The 19429-nt window shown below is 72.6% G+C and carries 16 protein-coding genes and 1 pseudogene; 12 read left to right on the forward strand and 5 right to left on the reverse strand.

The window, feature by feature from the left end; all coding sequences use genetic code 11:
• Positions 1–40: 40 nt before the first annotated feature.
• Positions 41–463 carry a hypothetical protein gene (locus ABEB07_RS24560; protein ID WP_345670333.1) on the reverse strand — a complete coding sequence of 141 codons (423 nt, stop codon included), beginning with the start codon at positions 461–463 and terminating at the stop codon, positions 41–43.
• 234 nt (positions 464–697) lie between these two features.
• Positions 698–1462, reverse strand: coding sequence for a bestrophin-like domain (locus ABEB07_RS24565; protein ID WP_176151397.1), 765 nt, complete (start codon positions 1460–1462; stop codon positions 698–700).
• Positions 1463–1540: 78 nt separating this feature from the next.
• Between ABEB07_RS24565 and ABEB07_RS24570 the strand changes: the two genes are divergently transcribed.
• The 4 genes from ABEB07_RS24570 to ABEB07_RS24585 all read left to right on the forward strand — a co-directional run bounded on the left by ABEB07_RS24570 (position 1541) and on the right by ABEB07_RS24585 (position 6661).
• A complete protein-coding gene (locus ABEB07_RS24570) occupies positions 1541–1984 on the forward strand; it encodes a hypothetical protein (RefSeq protein WP_345670334.1) in 444 nt (147 codons plus the stop codon).
• A gap of 434 nt (positions 1985–2418) precedes the next feature.
• Entirely contained in the window at positions 2419–3375 is a 957-nt protein-coding gene (locus ABEB07_RS24575) for an SCO0930 family lipoprotein (protein ID WP_345670360.1), read from the forward strand.
• Positions 3376–3710: 335 nt separating this feature from the next.
• Positions 3711–4523, forward strand: a complete 813-nt coding sequence (locus tag ABEB07_RS24580; RefSeq protein WP_176151399.1) for an SAM-dependent methyltransferase — start codon at positions 3711–3713, stop codon at positions 4521–4523.
• Positions 4520–6661, forward strand: coding sequence for a putative bifunctional diguanylate cyclase/phosphodiesterase (locus ABEB07_RS24585; protein ID WP_176151400.1), 2142 nt, complete (start codon positions 4520–4522; stop codon positions 6659–6661). The genes ABEB07_RS24580 and ABEB07_RS24585 overlap by 4 nt, the downstream gene beginning before the upstream one ends.
• Positions 6662–6909: 248 nt before the next feature.
• Here ABEB07_RS24585 and ABEB07_RS24590 read toward each other — a convergent pair whose 3' ends face one another.
• The gene (locus ABEB07_RS24590; protein ID WP_176151401.1) at positions 6910–7797 is read right to left on the reverse strand and encodes a LysR family transcriptional regulator; all 888 of its coding nucleotides are present in this window, start codon (positions 7795–7797) and stop codon (positions 6910–6912) included.
• 119 nt (positions 7798–7916) lie between these two features.
• Between ABEB07_RS24590 and ABEB07_RS24595 the strand changes: the two genes are divergently transcribed.
• From ABEB07_RS24595 to ABEB07_RS24615, 5 genes and pseudogenes are all read left to right on the forward strand, one after another.
• The gene (locus ABEB07_RS24595; protein WP_176152224.1) at positions 7917–8588 is read left to right on the forward strand and encodes a succinate dehydrogenase; all 672 of its coding nucleotides are present in this window, start codon (positions 7917–7919) and stop codon (positions 8586–8588) included.
• A gap of 1 nt (position 8589) precedes the next feature.
• On the forward strand, positions 8590–10539 hold the full coding sequence (locus tag ABEB07_RS24600) for a fumarate reductase/succinate dehydrogenase flavoprotein subunit (RefSeq protein ID WP_345670335.1): 1950 nt from the start codon (positions 8590–8592) through the stop codon (positions 10537–10539).
• Entirely contained in the window at positions 10536–11285 is a 750-nt protein-coding gene (locus tag ABEB07_RS24605; protein ID WP_345670336.1) for a succinate dehydrogenase/fumarate reductase iron-sulfur subunit, read from the forward strand. Before ABEB07_RS24600 ends, ABEB07_RS24605 begins: the two co-directional genes overlap by 4 nt.
• Positions 11286–11515: 230 nt before the next feature.
• Positions 11516–12304, forward strand: coding sequence for a GNAT family N-acetyltransferase (locus ABEB07_RS24610; RefSeq protein WP_345670337.1), 789 nt, complete (start codon positions 11516–11518; stop codon positions 12302–12304).
• Positions 12304–13083, forward strand: a pseudogene (locus ABEB07_RS24615) (lysophospholipid acyltransferase family protein); the annotation flags it as partial. The gene ABEB07_RS24610 and the pseudogene ABEB07_RS24615, both read left to right, overlap by 1 nt.
• Positions 13084–13329: 246 nt before the next feature.
• Here the strand turns inward: ABEB07_RS24615 and ABEB07_RS24620 are convergent.
• Together ABEB07_RS24620 and ABEB07_RS24625 are read right to left on the reverse strand one after the other, a co-directional pair.
• Positions 13330–13884 carry a GNAT family N-acetyltransferase gene (locus tag ABEB07_RS24620; RefSeq protein WP_345670338.1) on the reverse strand — a complete coding sequence of 185 codons (555 nt, stop codon included), beginning with the start codon at positions 13882–13884 and terminating at the stop codon, positions 13330–13332.
• Positions 13885–13936: 52 nt separating this feature from the next.
• The gene (locus ABEB07_RS24625; protein WP_345670339.1) at positions 13937–16315 is read right to left on the reverse strand and encodes an excinuclease ABC subunit UvrA; all 2379 of its coding nucleotides are present in this window, start codon (positions 16313–16315) and stop codon (positions 13937–13939) included.
• Between the two features lie 339 nt (positions 16316–16654).
• Between ABEB07_RS24625 and ABEB07_RS24630 the strand changes: the two genes are divergently transcribed.
• The 3 genes from ABEB07_RS24630 to ABEB07_RS24640 all read left to right on the forward strand — a co-directional run bounded on the left by ABEB07_RS24630 (position 16655) and on the right by ABEB07_RS24640 (position 19404).
• A complete protein-coding gene (locus tag ABEB07_RS24630) occupies positions 16655–17257 on the forward strand; it encodes an AAA family ATPase (RefSeq protein ID WP_345670340.1) in 603 nt (200 codons plus the stop codon).
• Positions 17254–17853, forward strand: a complete 600-nt coding sequence (locus ABEB07_RS24635; RefSeq protein WP_345670341.1) for a nucleoside/nucleotide kinase family protein — start codon at positions 17254–17256, stop codon at positions 17851–17853. The genes ABEB07_RS24630 and ABEB07_RS24635 overlap by 4 nt, the downstream gene beginning before the upstream one ends.
• A 186-nt stretch (positions 17854–18039) precedes the next feature.
• Entirely contained in the window at positions 18040–19404 is a 1365-nt protein-coding gene (locus tag ABEB07_RS24640; RefSeq protein WP_345670342.1) for a hypothetical protein, read from the forward strand.
• Positions 19405–19429 lie beyond the last annotated feature (25 nt).

Raw genomic sequence — 19429 nt, forward strand, 5'->3', positions numbered from 1 at the left:
GGTCCGGGGCGAAAGCCGTGTGCCGAGGCGGTGAACGCGGTCAGGCGGTGCCCTCCTCGCCGGTGCGGCGGCGCGAGAGGCAGTACGCCGCGCCCACCGAGCCGCCGATCAGCGCGGTGCCCAGCCCGATCTCCTTCAGGTCGAAGCCGGCGATGGTGCCGCCCTCGCCCGCACGGACCCCGTGCTGGAAGTGCTCCGGCTTGCCGCCGCCACCGCCGCCGCCGTAACCGCCACCGCCGCCGTCGCCGCCCTCCTCGGAGCGGCCGCCGCCACCGCCGCCACCGCCCCAGGAGCTGTCGCCGCCGCCGCCGCCACCGCCGCCCGACCGGCCGCCGCCGTCCTCGGAGCGGCTGTCGCCGCCGTAGGAGCGGCCGTCACCGCCGCTCGCCACGGCGGCGGGCGCGGCGACGGTGAGGGCGCAGACGCCCAGCACCGCGGCCGAAACGACGCCTATTACGCGCATGATGGTTCCTCCGGTCCCCGAGGAGCAGCCGCGGACCTTTTCCGCGGACGCCGGAAATGCGCCTCGATGATCGAAACGCTAGGAACATGTGCGCCGCGGCGCGATCGCTCTCGGGCGAACGGGGCAACGGTGTGCCCCGCACAGGGGACGGCGCTCCCGCGGGCGGGGGAGCGGCCGGCATGAGGCGCTGTCAGGAGCCGTGCCGACCGCGCCGGTGAGGGGGCGTCAGCCGGGTCACCCCGTGAGGTGCGGGAAGAGGTCGAGGAAGGCGCTCGCCGACGTCCCGACGCCCCGGCTGTAGGGCGCGTCGAAGTCCCAGATCAGGAAGAGCAGGAAGGCGATCAGCGCGGAGAACAGCCCGGCGAGGACCAGCTCGCGCGTCGTGCGCCGGATCTGCAGTACGAAGACCATGCCGACGGTGACGACGGCGCCCGCGATCAGCCCGAACCACACCACGCCCGGCATCGTCGCCCCGGTGGAGTCGGCGCGCGCGGCGCGGGCCTGGTCGGCCGCGGTCACCTGGTCCACCAGCGGCTGGTAGGCCTGCGCCTCGAAGTCCGACTTCGGCCGGTAGTCGGTGACGTCTGCGCGGACCTTCTCCAGCAACTGGTCGCCCTGCGCGGTGACCCGGCCGTGCTCGGCCATCGTCTTCCACTCGGTCTTCACGACGTGCTGGACGTAGGCGTCGACGTCGGAGCGGATGCCGTCGCGCACGTCGGGCGGGTAGACCCGGACCCGTTCGGAGATCTCGTGCAGCGCCAGGGCCTCGGCCTGGACGTGGTCCTGGGCCGCGACGCGCGCCTCCCAGACCCCGGCGATGGCCAGGCCCAGGACGATGGCGTACACCACGCCGATCCACATCGTCATGTACTCGATGACGTCCGGGGTCTCGCTGGGATCGTCGTCCTCGGCCGCCGTGCGGTGCCGCAGGAGGGTGATGACGACCACCACGGCGCAGGCGGCCAGCATCGCAAGGAGCAGAACAAGCCATTCCGACAACGGATTCCTCCAGAGGGTCAGCGCGGGCGGAGCGCGGCCACGGCGGCCAGCGCGGGCACCGCGATGAGCAGGACGTAGGTGAGCGGCGACGGCGCGCGCCGCGGCGTCGAACGGTGCGGCCGGGCGTGGTACCGCGGGTACGTCACCGGCTGCGCCGAGGGGCGGGGCCTGGGGGTCGGCGTCGGCGAGGGCTTCGGCGACGGGGGCGGTGTCCGCCGGGGCCGCGCCGCCGCGGGGGCCGGGCGCGCGGGCCGCGGCTCGGGCCTCGCGGTGGGCTTCGGCGTCGGTGACGGCGTCGGCGAGGGCGTCGGCCGCGGTGTGGGCCGGGGAGTGGGCCGGGGCTCGGTGGGCGAGGGCGAGGGAGAAGGCGAAGGGGTCGGTGTGGGAGTGGGGGTGGGTGTCGGCGTGGGGCTGGGCGGCGGGGACGACGGGGTGGGCTTCGGGCACGGCGGGAAGGACGGCCACAGGCCGCCGCCGGCCGCCGCCACCGCCACCGTCTCGTCCGGGCCCGTGACGGCGTAGGCGCAGGCGTCGGCCAAGGCCGGCGCCGCCGGCACGCCCACGCAGGCCCAGGCCAGGGCCACCGGCGCCAACGCCCGCAGCGCCCGGGCGGATCGGGTCGGATTCGGTCGATGCACGAGCGAGATCATGGGCGCTGCGGACGCGGGGTACGCCACGCTGTCCGAGGATTGCTCCGAACTGGGGAAATGCGGCGGCCGGGGGTTTGTCCGGAGGAGCGTGCGTCCGCCGCCGAACCGTACACGCGTACGCCCCGTCCCCGGCGTATGCGGGCCCCCCGTGGCCCGGGCTCGGCCGAGTCGGCCGAAACACGCCACGCTCTGTGCCGGGGAAATTCCCGCCGCCGTTGAACGCGACCACCCCCGCGGTCCGTACCCAGTGCCGTGCGGCGGCGCAGCAGGGTGTCGCAACACCGTTGTGATCATGGGGAGTTGACGATGAAGACCTCCTGGCGGAGCGCCTCACTCGTGGCGACGGCCGCGGCCGTTCTGGCGCTGACGACGGCGTGCGGTCAGGACGGCGCCCCCGCGGCGGGCAGCCAGAACGTGGGCGCGACGGCCGCGGCCGACGGTCTGGGCGGCGCGGGCGTGGGCGCCGGGACCGGCGGCGGGACCGGCGCGGGCAACGGGTACGGCGCCGACGGGCAGCAGGGCTCCGCCGCCAAGTCGGCCGGGCGGCTCGCCGTGACCGACAGCGCCGAGCTGGGCAGGGTGCTGACGGACAGCTCCGGCATGACCCTGTACCGCTTCGACGAGGACACCGCCGAGCCGCCCAGGTCCCACTGCGACGGCGACTGCGCCACCGCTTGGCCGCCGGTCCCCGCCGCCGACGCCACCGCCGGCGCCGGCGTCGACAAGGCGATGCTGGGCGAGGTCATCCGCGCCGACGGGAGCAAGCAGCTGACGATCGGCGGCTGGCCCGCGTACCGCTACGCCAAGGACACCGAGGCCGGCGAGATCAGCGGCCAGGGCGTGGGCGGCAAGTGGTACGCGCTGGCCCCCGACGGCAAGAAGGCCACGCTGGCGAGCCTGCCGGGCCTGTCGGTCAAGAAGACCGAACTCGGCGACATCGTCGTCGACAAGAACGGCATGACCGTCTACCGCTTCCTCAAGGACCAGGCCTGGCCCACGTCGGTCTCCGCCTGCACCGGCGCCTGCCTGGAGAAGTGGCCGGCCGTGGCGCCCGTGCCCGCGGACGCCACCAAGGGCGTGCGCAAGAAGGGCCTGATGGGCTTCACCCGGCCCGACGGAGTCAAGCAGATGACCGTCAACTGCTGGCCCGTCTACACCTACTCCGGCGACAAGATCCCCGGCGACACCAACGGCCAGGGCATCGGCGGCACGTGGTACGCCGTCTCCCCGGACGGCAAGCCGGTCGGCGCGCCGAAGAAGTGAGCGCCTCCCCGCAACCGGCCGCCCGCCCCCGGCACGGCCGGGGCAGGACCGCCGGGGACGCCTGAGCACCGGACGAGCACGACGGCACGCCAAGGACCGGACCGCCCCCTCCGCACCGCACGGAGGGGGCGGTTCGCCATGTTCGGCGACGTACCGGCGCGTGCCGCACCATGCCCGCACATCGGCGGCAATCCGCTGTGATGCCGGACCGGACGGGCGCGAGCACGCAGGTGGTGACCGGGAACGGATGGTCAATTTCCGTTTCGGCTCGCCCCTTTGGCAGGCGATCAGTAGCCTCAGCTCGAACACCGGATCGCCTACGTTGTGGAGAGAAGATGGAGCGTCCCGCCTGGGCGCCGCGGAGCATCGACATCTCGGTGCCGAGCGTCGCCCGCATCTACGACTACTACCTGGGCGGTTCGCACAACTTCGAGGTGGACCGGGAAGCGGCCCGCAAGGCCATGGAGTTCCTGCCGGGACTGCCCAAGATCATGCAGGCGAACCGGGCGTTCACGCGGCGGGCCGTGCGCTTCGCGGTGGACGAGGGCATCACCCAGTTCCTGGACATCGGCTCCGGCATTCCCACCTTCGGCAACGTCCACGAGGTCGCCCGGGCGGCCCGTCCCGGCAGCCGCGTCGTCTACGTCGACCACGACCCGGTGGCCGTCACCCACAGCCAGGCCGTCCTGGCCGGCGACGACGACACCGACGTGGTCGCGGCCGACCTGCGCAAGCCCCGGGACATACTCGAAAGCCCCCAACTGCGCGCCCTGATCGACCTGAATCGGCCAGTGGCACTGCTTCTCGTTGCCATACTTCACTTCGTGGAAGACACGGACGACCCGTACGCCGCGGTCGCCGAGCTGCGCGACGCGCTCGCGCCCGGCAGCCTGCTCGTCCTCACGCACGCCTCCTACGAGGGGATCCCGCTGCCGCCGGAGCGCAGCGAGGGCGCGGTCGACGTGTACAAGGACATCCGCAACCCGCTGATCATGCGCTCGCGCGACCGGATCGCGCGGTTCTTCGAGGGGTACGACATGGTGGAGCCCGGACTGGTGCCGATGCCGCTCTGGCGGCCCGAGACGGCGCCGGAGGACGAGGATCCTTACGCCTTCTCCGGTTTCGCCGGCGTGGGACGTACGGCGTGAGCGCGCAGCCGGACGGGCCGGAGGACAGACTGCGCCGGCTCACGACGATCTGGAGCCGGGCGGTCTTCCCGGTCACCTCCACCTCGCTGACCCGCCCGGAGTTCGAGGAACGACTCCTGCCGCTCGCCCGGCGGTTGAGCCACGCGCTGCGGGCCAGAGCCTTCGACGCGGCCGAGGGCGAGGCGGTCGGCGCCGCGCTGATCGGCGCCCACTGCACCGCGCCCGAGGCGCTCAGCCGCTCCCTGGACTGCGTCGACGCCTACCTGGTGCTCTACTGCGGCGAGGACGGCGACCGGGAGGACCTGCGCGCCCGCTCCTCCCGGCTCCAGCACGCGATGGCCGCCGGGTTCGCCCGGGCGCTGCGCGAGCGCACCCTGGCCGAGCAGGAGGCCATCGCCCAGGCCGCGCTGCGCGCCCAGGGCGTGGTCGCCCAGGCGCTGCACGCCAGCGAGGCCCGCTTCCGGGCGGTGTTCGAGGGCGCCGCCATAGGCATCGGCATGGCCGATCTGGAGGGCAACATCCTCCAGGTCAACGGCGCGCTGCTGCGCATGTTCGGCGGCTCCGAGCAGAACGTGCGCGGCCGCAACGTACAGGAGTGGACGCACGCCGAGGACGCGCCGCAGATCTGGCGGCTGTACGAGGAGCTGGTGCGCGGCGAGCGCGAGCACTACCACGTGGAGAAGGCCTTCTACCGGCCCGACGGCACGGTCCTGTGGACCAACCTGACCGTCTCCCTGCTCCGCGACCCCGACGGCAACCCGCAGTACCAGCTGGCCCTGATGGAGGACACGACCGAGCGGCGGCTGCTCAATCTGCGGCTGCGCTACGAGGCCACCCACGACGCGCTCACCGGGCTGCCCAACCGCACCCTGTTCTTCGAGCGGCTGGAGAAGACGCTGAACTCCGGCGAGGGCCGCCGCTTCGGCCTGTGCTACCTCGACCTCGACGGCTTCAAGACCATCAACGACAGCCTCGGGCACGCGGCCGGCGACCGGCTGCTGGTCGAGGTCGCCGACCGGCTCCAGTCGTGCGCGACCGCGCCGGGGGAGATGGTGGCCCGCCTCGGCGGCGACGAGTTCGTGGCGCTGACCACCGGCCCCGACAGCCGGCGCGAGGTCGACGAACTCGCGGCCCGCATCATGAACGCGCTCGTCGCGCCGATCCGCATCGACGGCCGGGAGCTGACCGTGCGCGGCAGCATCGGCGTCGTGGAGGGCCCGGTGGGGGAGCGCAGCGCGGCGGAGGTGCTGCGCAGCGCCGACATCACCATGTACCGGGCCAAGTCGGCCGGCGGCAACCGCTTCGAGCTGGCCGACCCGGAGGCCGACGCCCGCGCCATCACCCGGCACGGACTGACCACGGCGCTGCCCGCCGCGCTGGACCGGGGCGAGTTCTTCATCGAGTACCAGCCGCTGGTGCGCCTCGGCGACGGCAGCGTGCGCGGCGCGGAGGCGCTGGTGCGCTGGCTGCACCCGCAGCACGGGGTGCTCGGTCCCGACCGGTTCATCCCGCTCGCCGAGCACACCGGGCTGATCGTGCCGCTGGGCCGCTGGGTGATGGAGCAGTCGGTCCGCCAGGCCGGCAAGTGGCGCGACCTGTACGGCGACGGCGCGGAGGGTTCGCTGCGCATCAACGTCAACCTCTCGCCCTGCCAGCTCCAGCACCCCGGCCTGGTCCAGGACACCGTGGACATCCTGGAGCGCACGGGGGTGGCGCCCGACGCGCTGTGCCTGGAGGTGACCGAGTCGGCGCTGATCGGCGCGGACGACGACGTGCTCAAGCCGCTGCACCGGCTGGCCGAGATGGGCGTGGACATCGCCCTGGACGACTTCGGCACCGGCTACTCCAACCTGGCCAATCTGCGCCGGCTGCCGGTGAGCGTGCTCAAGCTGGACCGTTCCTTCACCCGGAGCATGCAGCAGTTCCCGGCCGACCCGGTCGACCTCAAGATCGTCGAGGGCATCGTGGCCCTGGCGCACAGCCTGGACCTCGCGGTCACCGTCGAGGGCGTGGAGACCGGCGCCCAGGCCGAGCAGCTGCGCATACTGGGCTGCGACACGGCCCAGGGCTGGTACTACGCCCGCCCGGGCCCCCCGGACCGCCTCCACCACCTGGCCCTGGCAGACGCAACAGGCTGACCCCGAAGATTCCCTGGAGAGGCCCCGAAGGGGCCCTCTCAGGGGCGCGGGGAACTGCGCGCTCAACCCCCACGAACCCGCACCCGACCACGTACCGATCCACCCCTAAGGGGCGCGGGGAACTGCGCGCTCAACCCCAACGCTCCCGCGCCCGACCACGCAGCGGTCCACCCCTAGGGGCGCGGGGAACTGCGCGCCCAGCCCCACCCGACCCGCACCCGAGAACGAAACGCCCCCCAAAGCTCCCCTCACCGCTCCAACAACATCCGCTGCAACTCCCGAGCTGCCCGAGGCGGCGCCACGTCACTGCGATGCGCCAACGCGATGGTCCGGAACAACCCGGGCCGAGCCAACGCCGTGACCCGCACCCCCCGCCCCGCCCGCGCAGCGACCATCCGCGGCACCACCGCGACCCCCAGCCCCGCCCGCACGAACCCCAGCACCGCGTCCATCTCCCCGCCCTCCACCGCGAACTCCGGCTCGAACCCCTCCGCCCGGCACGCCGCGACCGTCAGCTCCCGCAGGTCGTACCCGTGCCGGAACATCACCAGCCGCTCCCCCTCCAGATCGGCGATCCGCACCGTCCGCCGCCCCGCCCCACCGGGCGCCGGCGCCTCCGGCGAGGACACCACCACCAAGTCCTCCCGCAGCAGCTCCACCGTGGTCAGCGCGGGCGACGGCGTCGGCAGCGGCAGCACCACCAGGGCGAGATCGAGCGCCCCGCGCGCCAGATGCCGTACGAGGTCGTGCGAGCCGCTCTCCTCCACCAGCAGGTGCACGCCGGGATAGCGGTCGTGGAAGGCGCGCAGCACATCCGGCAGCAGCCCGGTGCACACGCTCGGCGTCGCCCCCAGCCGCACCCGCCCGCGCCGCAGCTGCGCCAGCTCCTGCACCTCGTGCCGGGCGGTGTCCGCGTCGGCGAGGATGCGCCGGGCCAGCGGCAGCAGCGCCTCCCCGGCGTCGGTCAGCGCGATGTTGCCCCGCGCCCGCAGGAAGAGATCCGCGCCCAGCTCCCGCTCCAGCGCCTTGATCTGCTGGGACAGCGACGGCTGGGCCACATGGACCAACTCCGCGGCCCGGGTGAAGTGCCGGGTCTCGGCCACCGCCACGAAGTACTGGAGCTGCTGGAACTGCACCCAGCCATGATAGTCCGCCCCTATCGAAACGAGGCGGACCATGTCTTGGACCGATCGGGTCCTTCGGCCCTAGCGTCATTCCCATGGCTCTGGCAACGCGGACGGACCGACGGCCGTCCATGGCGCGTACCGTGTGGGACTCGACCGTCGGCAAGAAGACCGTGATGGCGGTCAGCGGCCTGATCATGCTGCTCTACCTGGTCGCCCACATGATCGGCAACCTGAAGATCTTCTTCGGGCCGACCGAGTTCAACCACTACGCCCACTGGCTGCGCACCGTGGGCGAGCCGTTCATGCACTACGAGTGGACGCTCTGGCTGATCAGGGTCGTCCTCGTCGTCGCGGTGGTGGCGCACGCCGTCTGCGCGTACCAGCTCAGCCGCCGCGACATCCGGGCGCGCCCGAGCAAGTACGTGCACCAGCGGCCCCGGGCGAGCTACGCGACCCGCACCATGCGCTGGGGCGGGATCATCCTCGGCCTGTTCATCGTCTGGCACCTGCTCGACCTGACCACCGGCACCGTGCACTCCGGCGGCTTCCAGGCGGGCCACCCGTACCAGAACGTCGTGGACACCTTCTCCACCTGGTACGGCGACGTGATCTACATCGTCGCCATGCTGGCGCTCGGCCTGCACATCCGGCACGGCTTCTGGAGCGCCGCCCAGACCCTCGGCGTCGGCAGCCGCGCCCGCGACCGCGCCCTGAAGACCGCCGCCAACGTTCTCGCACTGCTGCTCACGGCCGGCTTCATCGCCGTACCGGTGGGCGTCATGACCGGAGTGGTGAGCTGACATGACCTCCTACGCCGCATACCCGACCGGCGACCCGGTCACCGACACCAAGGCCCCCACCGGCCCCGTCGCCGAGCGCTGGGACAAGCGCCGCTTCGAGGCCAAGCTGGTCAACCCCGCCAACCGGCGCAAGCAGACGGTGATCGTCGTCGGCACCGGCCTCGCGGGCGGCTCGGCCGGCGCCACCCTCGCCGAACAGGGCTACCGCGTCGTCCAGTTCTGCTACCAGGACTCCCCGCGCCGCGCCCACTCCATCGCCGCCCAGGGCGGCATCAACGCGGCCAAGAACTACCGCAACGACGGCGACTCGGTGCACCGCCTGTTCTACGACACCGTCAAGGGCGGCGACTTCCGCTCCCGCGAGTCCAACGTGCACCGGCTCGCCCAGATCTCCGTCGAGATCATCGACCAGTGCGTGGCGCAGGGCGTGCCGTTCGCCCGCGAGTACGGCGGCCTCCTCGACACCCGCTCCTTCGGCGGCGTCCAGGTCTCCCGCACCTTCTACGCCCGCGGCCAGACCGGCCAGCAGCTGTTGCTCGGCGCCTACCAGGCGCTGTCGCGGCAGGTCGCCGCCGGCAACATCGAGCTGCACCCGCGCACCGAGATGCTCGACCTGGTCGTCGTCGACGGCCGGGCCCGCGGCATCGTGGCCCGCGACCTGATCACCGGGAAGATCGACACGTATGTCGCGGACGCGGTCGTCCTCGCCTCCGGCGGCTACGGCAACGTCTTCTACCTGTCGACCAACGCCATGAACTCCAACGCGACCGCCGTCTGGCGGGCGCACCGGCGCGGCGCCTACTTCGCCAACCCCTGCTTCACCCAGATCCACCCCACCTGCATCCCGCGCACCGGCGAGCACCAGTCCAAGCTGACGCTGATGAGCGAGTCGCTGCGCAACGACGGCCGCATCTGGGTGCCCAAGGCCAAGGGCGACACCCGGGCGCCGAACGAGATCCCCGAGGACGAGCGCGACTACTACCTGGAGCGCGTCTACCCCTCCTTCGGCAACCTGGTCCCGCGCGACATCGCCTCCCGCGCCGCGAAGAACGTGTGCGACGAGGGCAGGGGAGTGGGCCCCGGCGGCCAGGGCGTCTACCTGGACTTCGCCGACGCCATCGAGCGGATGGGCCGCAAGGCCGTCGAGGCCAAGTACGGCAACCTCTTCGACATGTACCAGCGGATCACCGACGAGGACCCGTACCGGGTGCCGATGCGGATCTACCCCGCCGTGCACTACACGATGGGCGGCCTGTGGGTCGACTACGACCTCCAGACCACCGTCCCCGGCCTGTTCGCGATCGGCGAGGCCAACTTCTCCGACCACGGCGCCAACCGCCTCGGCGCCTCCGCGCTGATGCAGGGCCTGGCCGACGGCTACTTCGTCCTGCCGGCCACCATCAACGACTACCTGGCCCGCCACCCGCACCAGGACCCCGTCACCGACGACCACCCGGCCGTCCAGGAGATCCTGGCCGAGACCGAGGACCGCCTCAACCTGCTGCTGGCCGTCGACGGCGACCGCACCCCCGACTCCTTCCACCGCGAACTGGGCGAACTCATGTGGGAGTTGTGCGGCATGGCCCGCACGGACGCCGGACTGCGCGAGGCCCTGGAGCGCATCCCGCGGATCCGGGACGAGTTCTGGCGGCGCATCAAGGTCCCCGGCACCGGCGAGGAGTTCAACCAGTCGCTGGAGAAGGCCAACCGCGTCGTCGACTACCTGGAACTGGCCGAGCTGATGTGCCTCGACGCCCTGCACCGCGCCGAGTCCTGCGGCGGCCACTTCCGCGAGGAGTCCCAGACCCCCGACGGCGAGGCGGCCCGCCGGGACGAGGAGTTCGGCTACGCCGCCGCCTGGGAGTTCACCGGCACCGGCGAGGCTCCCGTCCTGCACAAGGAAGACCTGGTCTTCGAGTACGTCCACCCCACCCAGCGGAGCTACGCATGAAGCTCACCCTGCGCCTATGGCGGCAGAAGAACGCCGGCGCCGACGGAGCCATGTCCACCTACGAGGTGGACGACATCTCGCCCGACATGTCCTTCCTGGAGATGCTGGACGTCCTCAACGAACACCTCATCCTGGCCGGCGAGGACCCCGTCGCCTTCGACCACGACTGCCGCGAGGGCATCTGCGGCGCGTGCAGCCTCGTCATCAACGGCGACGCGCACGGCCCCGAGCGCACCACCGCCTGCCAGCTGCACATGCGGTCCTTCCAGGACGGCGACACCATCGACATCGAACCCTGGCGCGCCGCCGCCTTCCCGGTGGTCAAGGACCTGGTGGTCGACCGCTCCGCCTTCGACCGCATCATCCAGGCCGGCGGCTACATCACCGCCCCCACCGGGGCCGCGCCCGAGGCGCACGCCACACCCGTGCCCAAGCCCGACGCCGACTTCGCCTTCGAGCACGCCGAGTGCATCGGCTGCGGCGCCTGCGTCGCCGCCTGCCCCAACGGCGCCGCGATGCTCTTCACCTCCGCCAAGGTCAACCACCTGGGCGTCCTGCCGCAGGGCGCGCCCGAGCGCGAGACCCGCGTCCTGGACATGGTGGCCCAGATGGACGAGGAGGGCTTCGGCGGCTGCACCCTCGCCGGCGAGTGCGCCACCGCCTGCCCCAAGGGCATCCCGCTGGTCTCCATCACCGCCATGAACAAGGAGTGGCTGCGCGCCACCCGCAAGGTGGCCAAGAGGTAGGCGCCGCCGCCGACGAACGTTCGCCGACAGGGTGCGGACGGGCGGGACCGGGAGTGGTGCTCATCCCCGGTCCCGCCAAGCACCCCGGGCATTCAACAACCGCACACCCGCCCTCTTGGCCACGGTCACGCGAAGGACAGCCGGCATCGGGAGAACAGGGACGACGGACCGCACCGCCGGTCCGCCGTCCCCTACCGTCCCCGCACCCGGACCGCGACCAGGAGGCACCCATGACCGGCGGCAGCACCGTACTCGCCAGCCCCCCGCAGCCCACGGAACCCACCCGCTACACCGTCGGCCTGGCCCGGGACGAGGCCGACGTACGGGCCGCGCAGCGGCTGCGCCACGACGTCTTCGCCGGCGAGATGGGCGCCCTCCTCACCACCCCGCTGCCCGGCCACGACATCGACGCCTTCGACGCGTACTGCGACCACCTGCTGGTGCGCGACACCCACACCGGACAGGTCGTCGGCACCTACCGCCTGCTGCCGCCCGAACGGGCCGCCGTCGCCGGACGCCTCTATGCCGAGAGCGAGTTCGACCTCACCCGCCTCGACGCCATCCGCCCGGGCCTGGTCGAGGTCGGCCGCTCCTGCGTGCACCCCGACCACCGCGACGGCACGGTGATCGGCCTGATCTGGGCCGGCCTGGCCCGCTACATGGTCGACGGCGGCCACGAATGGCTCGCCGGCTGCTGCTCCATACCCCTCGCCGACGGCGGCGCGCTCGCCACCGCCACCTGGAACCGGGTCAGCGCCAAACACCTGGCGCCGCCGGAGCACCGCGTACGCCCGCTGCTGCCGTGGCTGCCGCGCCCCGAGTCCGCCGCCTCGGCCGCGCCGGCGGCCCGCACCGAACTGCCCGCCCTGCTGCGCGGCTACCTCCGCCTGGGCGCCCAGGTGTGCGGCGAACCCGCGCACGACCCCGACTTCGGCGTCGCCGACCTGTACGTGCTGCTGTCGATGCGCCGGGTCAACCCGCGCTACCTGCGGCACTTCCTCTCCCTCGTCCCGGCCTGATGAGCGCCTGGCTGCCCAGCGCCCCCTGCACCCCGGGGGCGTGCGTGCAGGCGGCGGGCTCGGCGGCGGCCCTGCCACGCGCCGTACTGCGGCTCGCCGCGGTCCTGACGCTGCTGCTGGCCGGAGTGGCCCTGTCGCCGCTCGGCCGGCGCGTCCCGGACGGCTGGACCCGGAGGTGGTGCCGGGCGATCGTGCGCGCGGCGGGAGTCCGCGTCCGCGTCACCGGCGCCGCCGCGCCCACCGGCGGCCTCCTGCTGGTCGCCCACCACGTCTCCTGGCTCGACATCCCCCTGCTGGCGGCGGTGCGCCCGGCCAGGATGCTCGCCAAGGCGGAGATCCGCGGCTGGCCGGTGGCCGGCGCGCTCGCGACGCGCGGCGGCGTCCTGTTCATCGAACGGGACCGGCTGCGCGCCCTGCCGGACACCGTCGCGCGGATCGCCGAGGCGCTGCGCGGCGGCCGCGCGGTCGTGGCGTTCCCCGAGGGCAGCACCTGGTGCGGCAGGGCCCGGGGCCGCTTCCACCGGGCCGTGTTCCAGGCCGCGCTGGACGCCCGGGTACCGGTCCAGCCGGTCCGCGTCCGCTACGGCGGCCCCGGCGGAGGTGCCAGCACCGCGCCGGCCTTCGTCGGGGACGACACCCTGCTCGCCTCCGTGTGGCGGGTGGTCACGGCCCGCGGCCTGACCGCCGAGGTCGAGGTGCGACCCGCCGTGCCGCCGGGCGCCCACCCCGACCGCCGCGCCCTGGCCCGCGCGGCCGACCCCGACGACGGCGACGGCCCGGGTACGGCGCCGGGGGAGCGGACACACCCGGCGCCGGAGGCGCCACCGGTACGGGTGAGGCCGCCGGAGCCGGTGAACTCGGCGGGGACGGTGAGACAGACAGAGGCGGTGGGGACGGCAGCGGCGGTGAGGCGGGCAGCGGCGGTGGGGACGGCAGCGGCGGTGAGGCGGGCAGCGGCTGTGGGGCAAGCGGGGCCACCCGCACGGCCGTCGCCCGCCACGCCCGCGGGCCCGGTGACCGTACCGTCAGCCGAGCGGGGCGTCGCCGCCCGCGGCGAAGCACCGGACGGCGACCTCCTGCTCGCCCCACCGCTGCGGCACCGTCCCCAGTGACCGCCAGCCGAGCCGCTCGTACAGGGCCACCGCGGCCGTGTCCGTGGCGGCCACGTCGAGCACGGGATGCAGGCCGTGCGCGCGGGCGTGCGCCACGGCGCGCGCCATGAGCGACGCCCCGGCCCCGCGCCCCCGCGCCGAGGGAGCGACGAACAGCCGCCCGACCACGGCGGTCGCGTCGGCGCCCCGCCCGGCACGGGCGCTCCACAACCCGGGCGCCACGTCCCCGGCGCCGGCGCGGCACAGCACGACATGACCGATGATCCGGCCGTCCAGCTCCGCGACCCAGGCCCCGAGCGCCCCCGGCTGCGCCAGCCAGTCGGCGGGCCGCTCGGGCCAGTTCACCGGATAGCCGCTGTCCTCGTGCACCCGCGCGAGCACCTCGACGCACGCGCCGAGATCACGCTCGGCCCTCGACCGGACATACGGCGCGCCGCCGCCGACTCCCTGGACGCTCTCACTCTCCACCCGCCGATCCCATCACACCGGACCGCCCGGAGCCGCAGCCGGCTCCGCCGGGTCAGCGCGATCCGCCGGGCGTGCCAGGCGTGCCGGGATTGTCGGGTGTGCCGTCCAGCGCCCGCGCCAGATAGGGCGCCGTCACGCTCCTCTCCGCGCGCGCCACCTCCGCCGGAGTCCCCGCCGCCACGATCCGCCCGCCCGCGTCACCGCCGCCCGGCCCCAGATCGATCACATGGTCGGCGCCCGCGACGACGGCCATGTCGTGCTCGACCACGATCACGGTGTGCCCGCCGTCGACCAGCCCGTGCAACTGCCGCATCAGCACCTCGACATCGGCGGGATGCAGCCCGGTCGTCGGCTCGTCGAGCAGATACAGCGTGTGTCCGCGCCGCCCGCGCTGCAACTCGCTCGCGAGCTTGATCCGCTGCGCCTCGCCGCCGGACAGCTCGGTCGCGGGCTGCCCGAGCCGCAGATAGCCGAGCCCCACGTCCTGGAGCGTGCCCAGGCTGCGGGAGACGGCCGGGTGGTCGGCGAAGAACTCCGCCGCCGCCTCCACCGTCAGATCCAGCACCTGCGCGATGCTCCGCCCCCGGTACGTCACCTCCAGCGTCTCGGGGTTGTAGCGGGCGCCGCCGCAGTCCGGGCACGGCGCGTACGTGCTCGGCAGGAACAGCAGCTCCACGCTCACGAACCCCTCGCCGTGGCAGGTCTCGCACCGCCCGCCGGACACGTTGAACGAGAACCGCCCGACGCCGTACCCGCGGGCGCGGGCCTCGTCGGTGGCGGCGAACACCTTCCGCACGGTGTCGAACAGACCGGTGTAGGTGGCCAGGTTGGAGCGCGGGGTGCGCCCGATCGGCCGCTGGTCGACGCGCACCAGCCGCCCGACCCCCGGCAGATCCTCGCCGATCTCCCCGATGAGCGTGGACTTCCCCGACCCGGACACCCCGGTGACCGCGGTGAACGCGCCGAGCGGGAACTCGGCCGTCACCCCGCGCAGGTTGTGCCGGCTCACCGGCCCGACCTTCAACGCGCCGTGTCCGTCACGCACTTGCCGCGGAGAACCGGCGGTACGCCCGAACAGGAACCGTCCGGTGGCCGACTCCGCGACCCCGGCGAGGTCGGCGACCGGCCCGCTGTGCAGCACCCGCCCGCCGTGCTCCCCGGCCCGCGGCCCCACGTCCACCACCCAGTCGGCGCCCCGCACGACGTCGAGGTCGTGCTCCACCGTGAACACCGAGTTCCCGGCCGCCTTCAGCCGCCGCAACATGGTCAGCAGGGCCTCGGTGTCCGCCGGATGCAGCCCCGCCGACGGCTCGTCCAGCACGTACACCACCCCGAACAGCCCGGAGCGCAACTGCGTGGCGAGCCGCAGCCGTTGCAGCTCGCCCGACGACAGGGTGGGCGCGGCCCGGTCCAGACTGAGATAGCCGAGGCCCAGCTCCACGACGGGCGCGACACGGGACGTGAGGTCGTCGGTGAGCACCCGGGCGGCCTCGGAGCCGCCGTGCGGGATCCCGGCCAGCTCGGACAGCGGCAGCGCCGCCAGCTCGGCGATGGTGCGCCCCGCGAAGGTCACGGCCAGCGCCTCGGGCCGCAGCCTGCCGCCGCCGCACACCGGGCAGGGCGCCGAGGCGAGGAACCGCTCGGCCCTCGCCCGGAGCGCCGGACTCTTCGAATCGGCGAACGTCTTCATGACGTACCGCCGCGCGCTCATGTACGTCCCCTGGTAAGGCCGTTGAATCCGGTCGGCGTCCCGTACCGGGTGCACGGTCACCACCGGCTGCTCGTCCGTGAACAGCATCCACTCGCGCTGCTCGGCGGGCAGCTCGCGCCAGGGCCGGTCGACGTCATGACCGAGCGCCTCCAGGACGTCCCGCAGGTTCTTGCCCTGCCAGGCCCCCGGCCACGCGGCGATCGCCCCCTCGCGGATCGACAGCGACGGGTCGGGAACGAGCAGTTCCTCACTCGTGCGGTGCACCCGCCCCAGCCCGTGGCACTCCGGACAGGCCCCGGCGGCGGTGTTCGGCGAAAAGGCGTCCGAGTCCAGCCGCTCCGCCCCCGGCGGATACGTCCCGGCCCGCGAGAACAGCATCCGCAGCGAGTTGGACAGATTGGTCACCGTCCCGACCGACGACCGCGAGGTCGGCGCGGCCCGCCGCTGCTCCAGCGACACGGCCGGCGGCAGCCCGCTGATCTCCCCGACCTTCGGTGCCGCCACCTGATGAATCAGCCGCCGAGCGTACGGCGCCACCGACTCGAAATACCTCCGCTGCGCCTCCGCGTACACCGTCCCGAACGCCAACGACGACTTCCCCGACCCCGACACCCCGGTGAACACCACCAGCGCATCCCGCGGAATGTCGACATCCACCCCCCGCAGATTATGCTCCCGAGCCCCCCGCACACGGACGTACGGATCATGGGCGCTGTACATGGCAACACTCCGAACAAGGAAAGGAGAAGAAGGGGCGGACAAACCCCACTATTCTACGTTCCTACGGCTGTCCCTCTCATCTGACGGCGAGGAAATGCGTGCCACGGTCTCTCTCGGGCCGTAGGCGATGCATGACTCCGTGCGCCGAGGGTCGTGAGCGGGTCTCGGCGTCCGGAACGCGCGGACTGCCTCGACGATCACCACGCTTCCTCTGTCAGTCGGTCATCCGCCATTCATGGGGCGAATCCAGCCAACTCCTCTGCTGTGAAGAATTATTCACCTCTTGGTGAACCTGCCCACCTCCTAGAATGTGCGCCTACGACACTCACGGAGGGCCGAGTGGCACCCACGAGCCAAGGCAGCTCGCTCACCCTTGCTCTGGTCGCGGGTTACGCGGGGTCGGGTAAGTCGGAAGCCGGCAAGCTGCTGTCCGCGGCGACGGGCTGGGCGATGCTCGACAAGGACACGATCAGCCGGCCCCTGACCGAGCGGTTGCTTCAGGCCATGGGCAGCGATCCGGACGACCGGCACAGCCCCACCTATCTGGATCACGCCAGGCCGCTGGAGTACGAGTGCTTGATGAAGGCGGCCTGGGAGAACCTCGAGTGCGGCATCTCCGTGGTCCTGGTGGCGCCCTTCCTGTCCGAGGCCGCCGACAGTCAGTGGACCGGCCGGGCGATGAGGCGGTGTCGCCGACTGGGAGCCCGATTCGAGACGCTCTGGGTGGACAGCGACGCGGAGTCCATGCGGGAGCGCTTGATCTCCCGCAACGCCTCACGTGACACGTGGAAGCTCGCACACTGGGCGACGTACGCCGGCGGCATCGACCTGGATCTGCGCCCGGTGACTCCGCACCACCTGATCGACAACCGCATCACCGCCTCGCGCCCGTTGGCCGAACAGGTGGAAACCGTCGCCCACGGACTGGTGCAGAGGCCGTGACCGCCGTCGTCCTCTACGGTCCGCCCACCGCAGGCAAGGACACCCTCACCGCCGCCTTGTCCGCCGCCGACCCGCGGTTCCGATTGCTCACCAAGCTCAAGCAGGGCACGGGTCGCTCCACCGGCTACCGATTCGTCACCGAGGACGAACTGAGCGAACTGCGCGAGCAGGGGCGCCTCCTGGTCGAGACACGGCGGTACGGCAACGTCTACGCCGTCGACCGCGACTCCGTCGAAGCCCCCCAGAGACGTGGCCTGGTGCCGGTGGTGCACATGGGCAACGTGGCCGACCTCCGTGCCCTGCTGGCCGCCACGACCACGCAGTGGCTGCGCGTACTGCTGTGGGTGCCCAAGGACGTGTGCGAGGCCCGCTCCCGACGGCGAGGGGATCGCGACACCGCGAAGCGGCTGACAGCGTGGGACGAGACGGCGCGGGACCTCCTCGACTCCGACCTGCGCGACCTCTTCGACGTGGTGGTGCGCACGGACGCGGTGGAGCCCGAGACGGCGGCCAAGAAGATCGTCGCCGTGTTGGACGTTCAGACGTCTGCCCGCCCTCCCGGAGAGGTGCGGGCCGTCCTGGACAGCGCCCCGTGACGCTTCCGGCACCCAAGCCGATGACGCCTGTCAGGGCTTGGTCGGGGCCCCGCTGTCCAGACGCAAGCCGCCACCGCAAGCAGCAGGGGGATGCCTGTGGGAGCCGTTCGCACACTGGAGGAACTGGCGAGGATCGGCCGGCAGCGAACCGTCGCCGACCGGAGTGTCCACCTACGTCAGGAAGGGGTGGAGGCGGACCTGTTGCTGGACTCCGTCTCCGCCGACAGTGTCACCCTGGAACACGTCAGCGTCGACGGCACCCTGACCATCCGGTCCTGCCGCATCGACGAACTGGTCATCGACCACGTGGAGGCTGACGCCGTCCTGGTGGCGAACTGCAGAGTGGGGCGGTTGACCGTTCGCAATGCCCCGGTCGGATGTGAGGTGATCGTCACCGACACCTCCCTCGTCTCCCTCGCGGTGCACTCCTGCGGTGACACCCGGCTGGAACGCGTCCGCGTCGAAGAGCTGGCTCAGCTCAACACCCTGCGCGGTGACGTGCGCATCGTGCACGCCCGACTGTCGGCGCTGGCGGTGAGGAGCCAGGTGACAGCGGGGCGGTTGGGCCGGCCGCGGGTGGACGCCCGGGCCCTGCGGGTCCGCGAGGACATCACCTTGGACGATCTCTGGCTGTCCGGTCTCGACCTTCGCGACGTGGAGGCCAAGGAACTGAACCTCCAGCGGGTGCGCCTGGATCAGCCACTGAGAGCCACGGAACTGCGCTGCAGCGAAACCGTACGCGTCAACGGACTGGTGATTCCGGCAGGCGACTCCAGCACGATCACCGACAGCACCGTACGCGGCCCCCTGGAGGTACGCGATCTCAAGGTGTGCGAGAGCGACCGGGCCCGCCCCGAAGCGACGGCCCGTCTGTCGCTGGACAACAGTACGGTGACGCGGCTGACGGCGGCGTCCGCGCAACCCACCGTCATCAGTCTCCGTGGCTCCTCGGTGACCGACACCCTGGGGCTGCCCGGCGGTGGCCTGCGGTACAGCCTCGACGCGGCCTCAAGCGTGGGCGACATGGAACTCGCCGGTCAGGTGTTCCGCGACGGAGGACAGGTCGTGTCCTTCGTGGAGCGCTCCTTCACCGAGGTGACGGGCACGGCGCTGGAAGCGGTCCGCTCGGCCCTGGCCAAGCGGAACAGGAACCGTGAAGTGGATCAGCTCTACTACCTCACCCGGCAACGCGAGGCAGGGATGCTGCCGCCGCTCCGGCGCAGCGTTTCCCGGGGCGTGCTGGGCGGTGTCCTCGGCTGGGGTGTGCGCGCACGCAACCCCGCTCGTGTGCTGGTGGCGGGCATCCTCCTCACGGCTGTCGGTCTGCAACTGGCGGGTCCGTTACGGAACACTGGCCAAAGCGTGACGAACATGACGGCCGCGGCCAAGTCCCTGGATCTCGCGTTCGCCCTGTGGCTGAACGTCGGCACAGGTCTGCCGTCGGAACTCAAAACCGCACAGTGGACCGCGCTCGCCGTCACCTTCACTTCCGCGGGTCTGCTGTTCACCACGCTCATCGTGGGCATCGTCATCCGGAAACTGGTCAGGTGACGGCTTCGCGGCACCGGATGACAAG

The organism is Streptomyces similanensis (genome assembly GCF_039543625.1).
GTDB lineage: Bacteria > Actinomycetota > Actinomycetes > Streptomycetales > Streptomycetaceae > Streptomyces > Streptomyces similanensis.

Bases quoted from the DNA above. Each gene is read 5' to 3' on its own strand.
- ABEB07_RS24560 (WP_345670333.1), bottom strand. From the start codon at position 463: ATGCGCGTAATAGGCGTCGTTTCGGCCGCGGTGCTGGGCGTCTGCGCC.
- ABEB07_RS24610 (WP_345670337.1), top strand. From the start codon at position 11,516: ATGACCGGCGGCAGCACCGTACTCGCCAGCCCCCCGCAGCCCACGGAA.
- ABEB07_RS24600 (WP_345670335.1), top strand. From the start codon at position 8,590: ATGACCTCCTACGCCGCATACCCGACCGGCGACCCGGTCACCGACACC.
- ABEB07_RS24605 (WP_345670336.1), top strand. From the start codon at position 10,536: ATGAAGCTCACCCTGCGCCTATGGCGGCAGAAGAACGCCGGCGCCGAC.
- ABEB07_RS24625 (WP_345670339.1), bottom strand. From the start codon at position 16,315: ATGTACAGCGCCCATGATCCGTACGTCCGTGTGCGGGGGGCTCGGGAG.
- ABEB07_RS24580 (WP_176151399.1), top strand. From the start codon at position 3,711: ATGGAGCGTCCCGCCTGGGCGCCGCGGAGCATCGACATCTCGGTGCCG.
- ABEB07_RS24575 (WP_345670360.1), top strand. From the start codon at position 2,419: ATGAAGACCTCCTGGCGGAGCGCCTCACTCGTGGCGACGGCCGCGGCC.
- ABEB07_RS24595 (WP_176152224.1), top strand. From the start codon at position 7,917: ATGGCGCGTACCGTGTGGGACTCGACCGTCGGCAAGAAGACCGTGATG.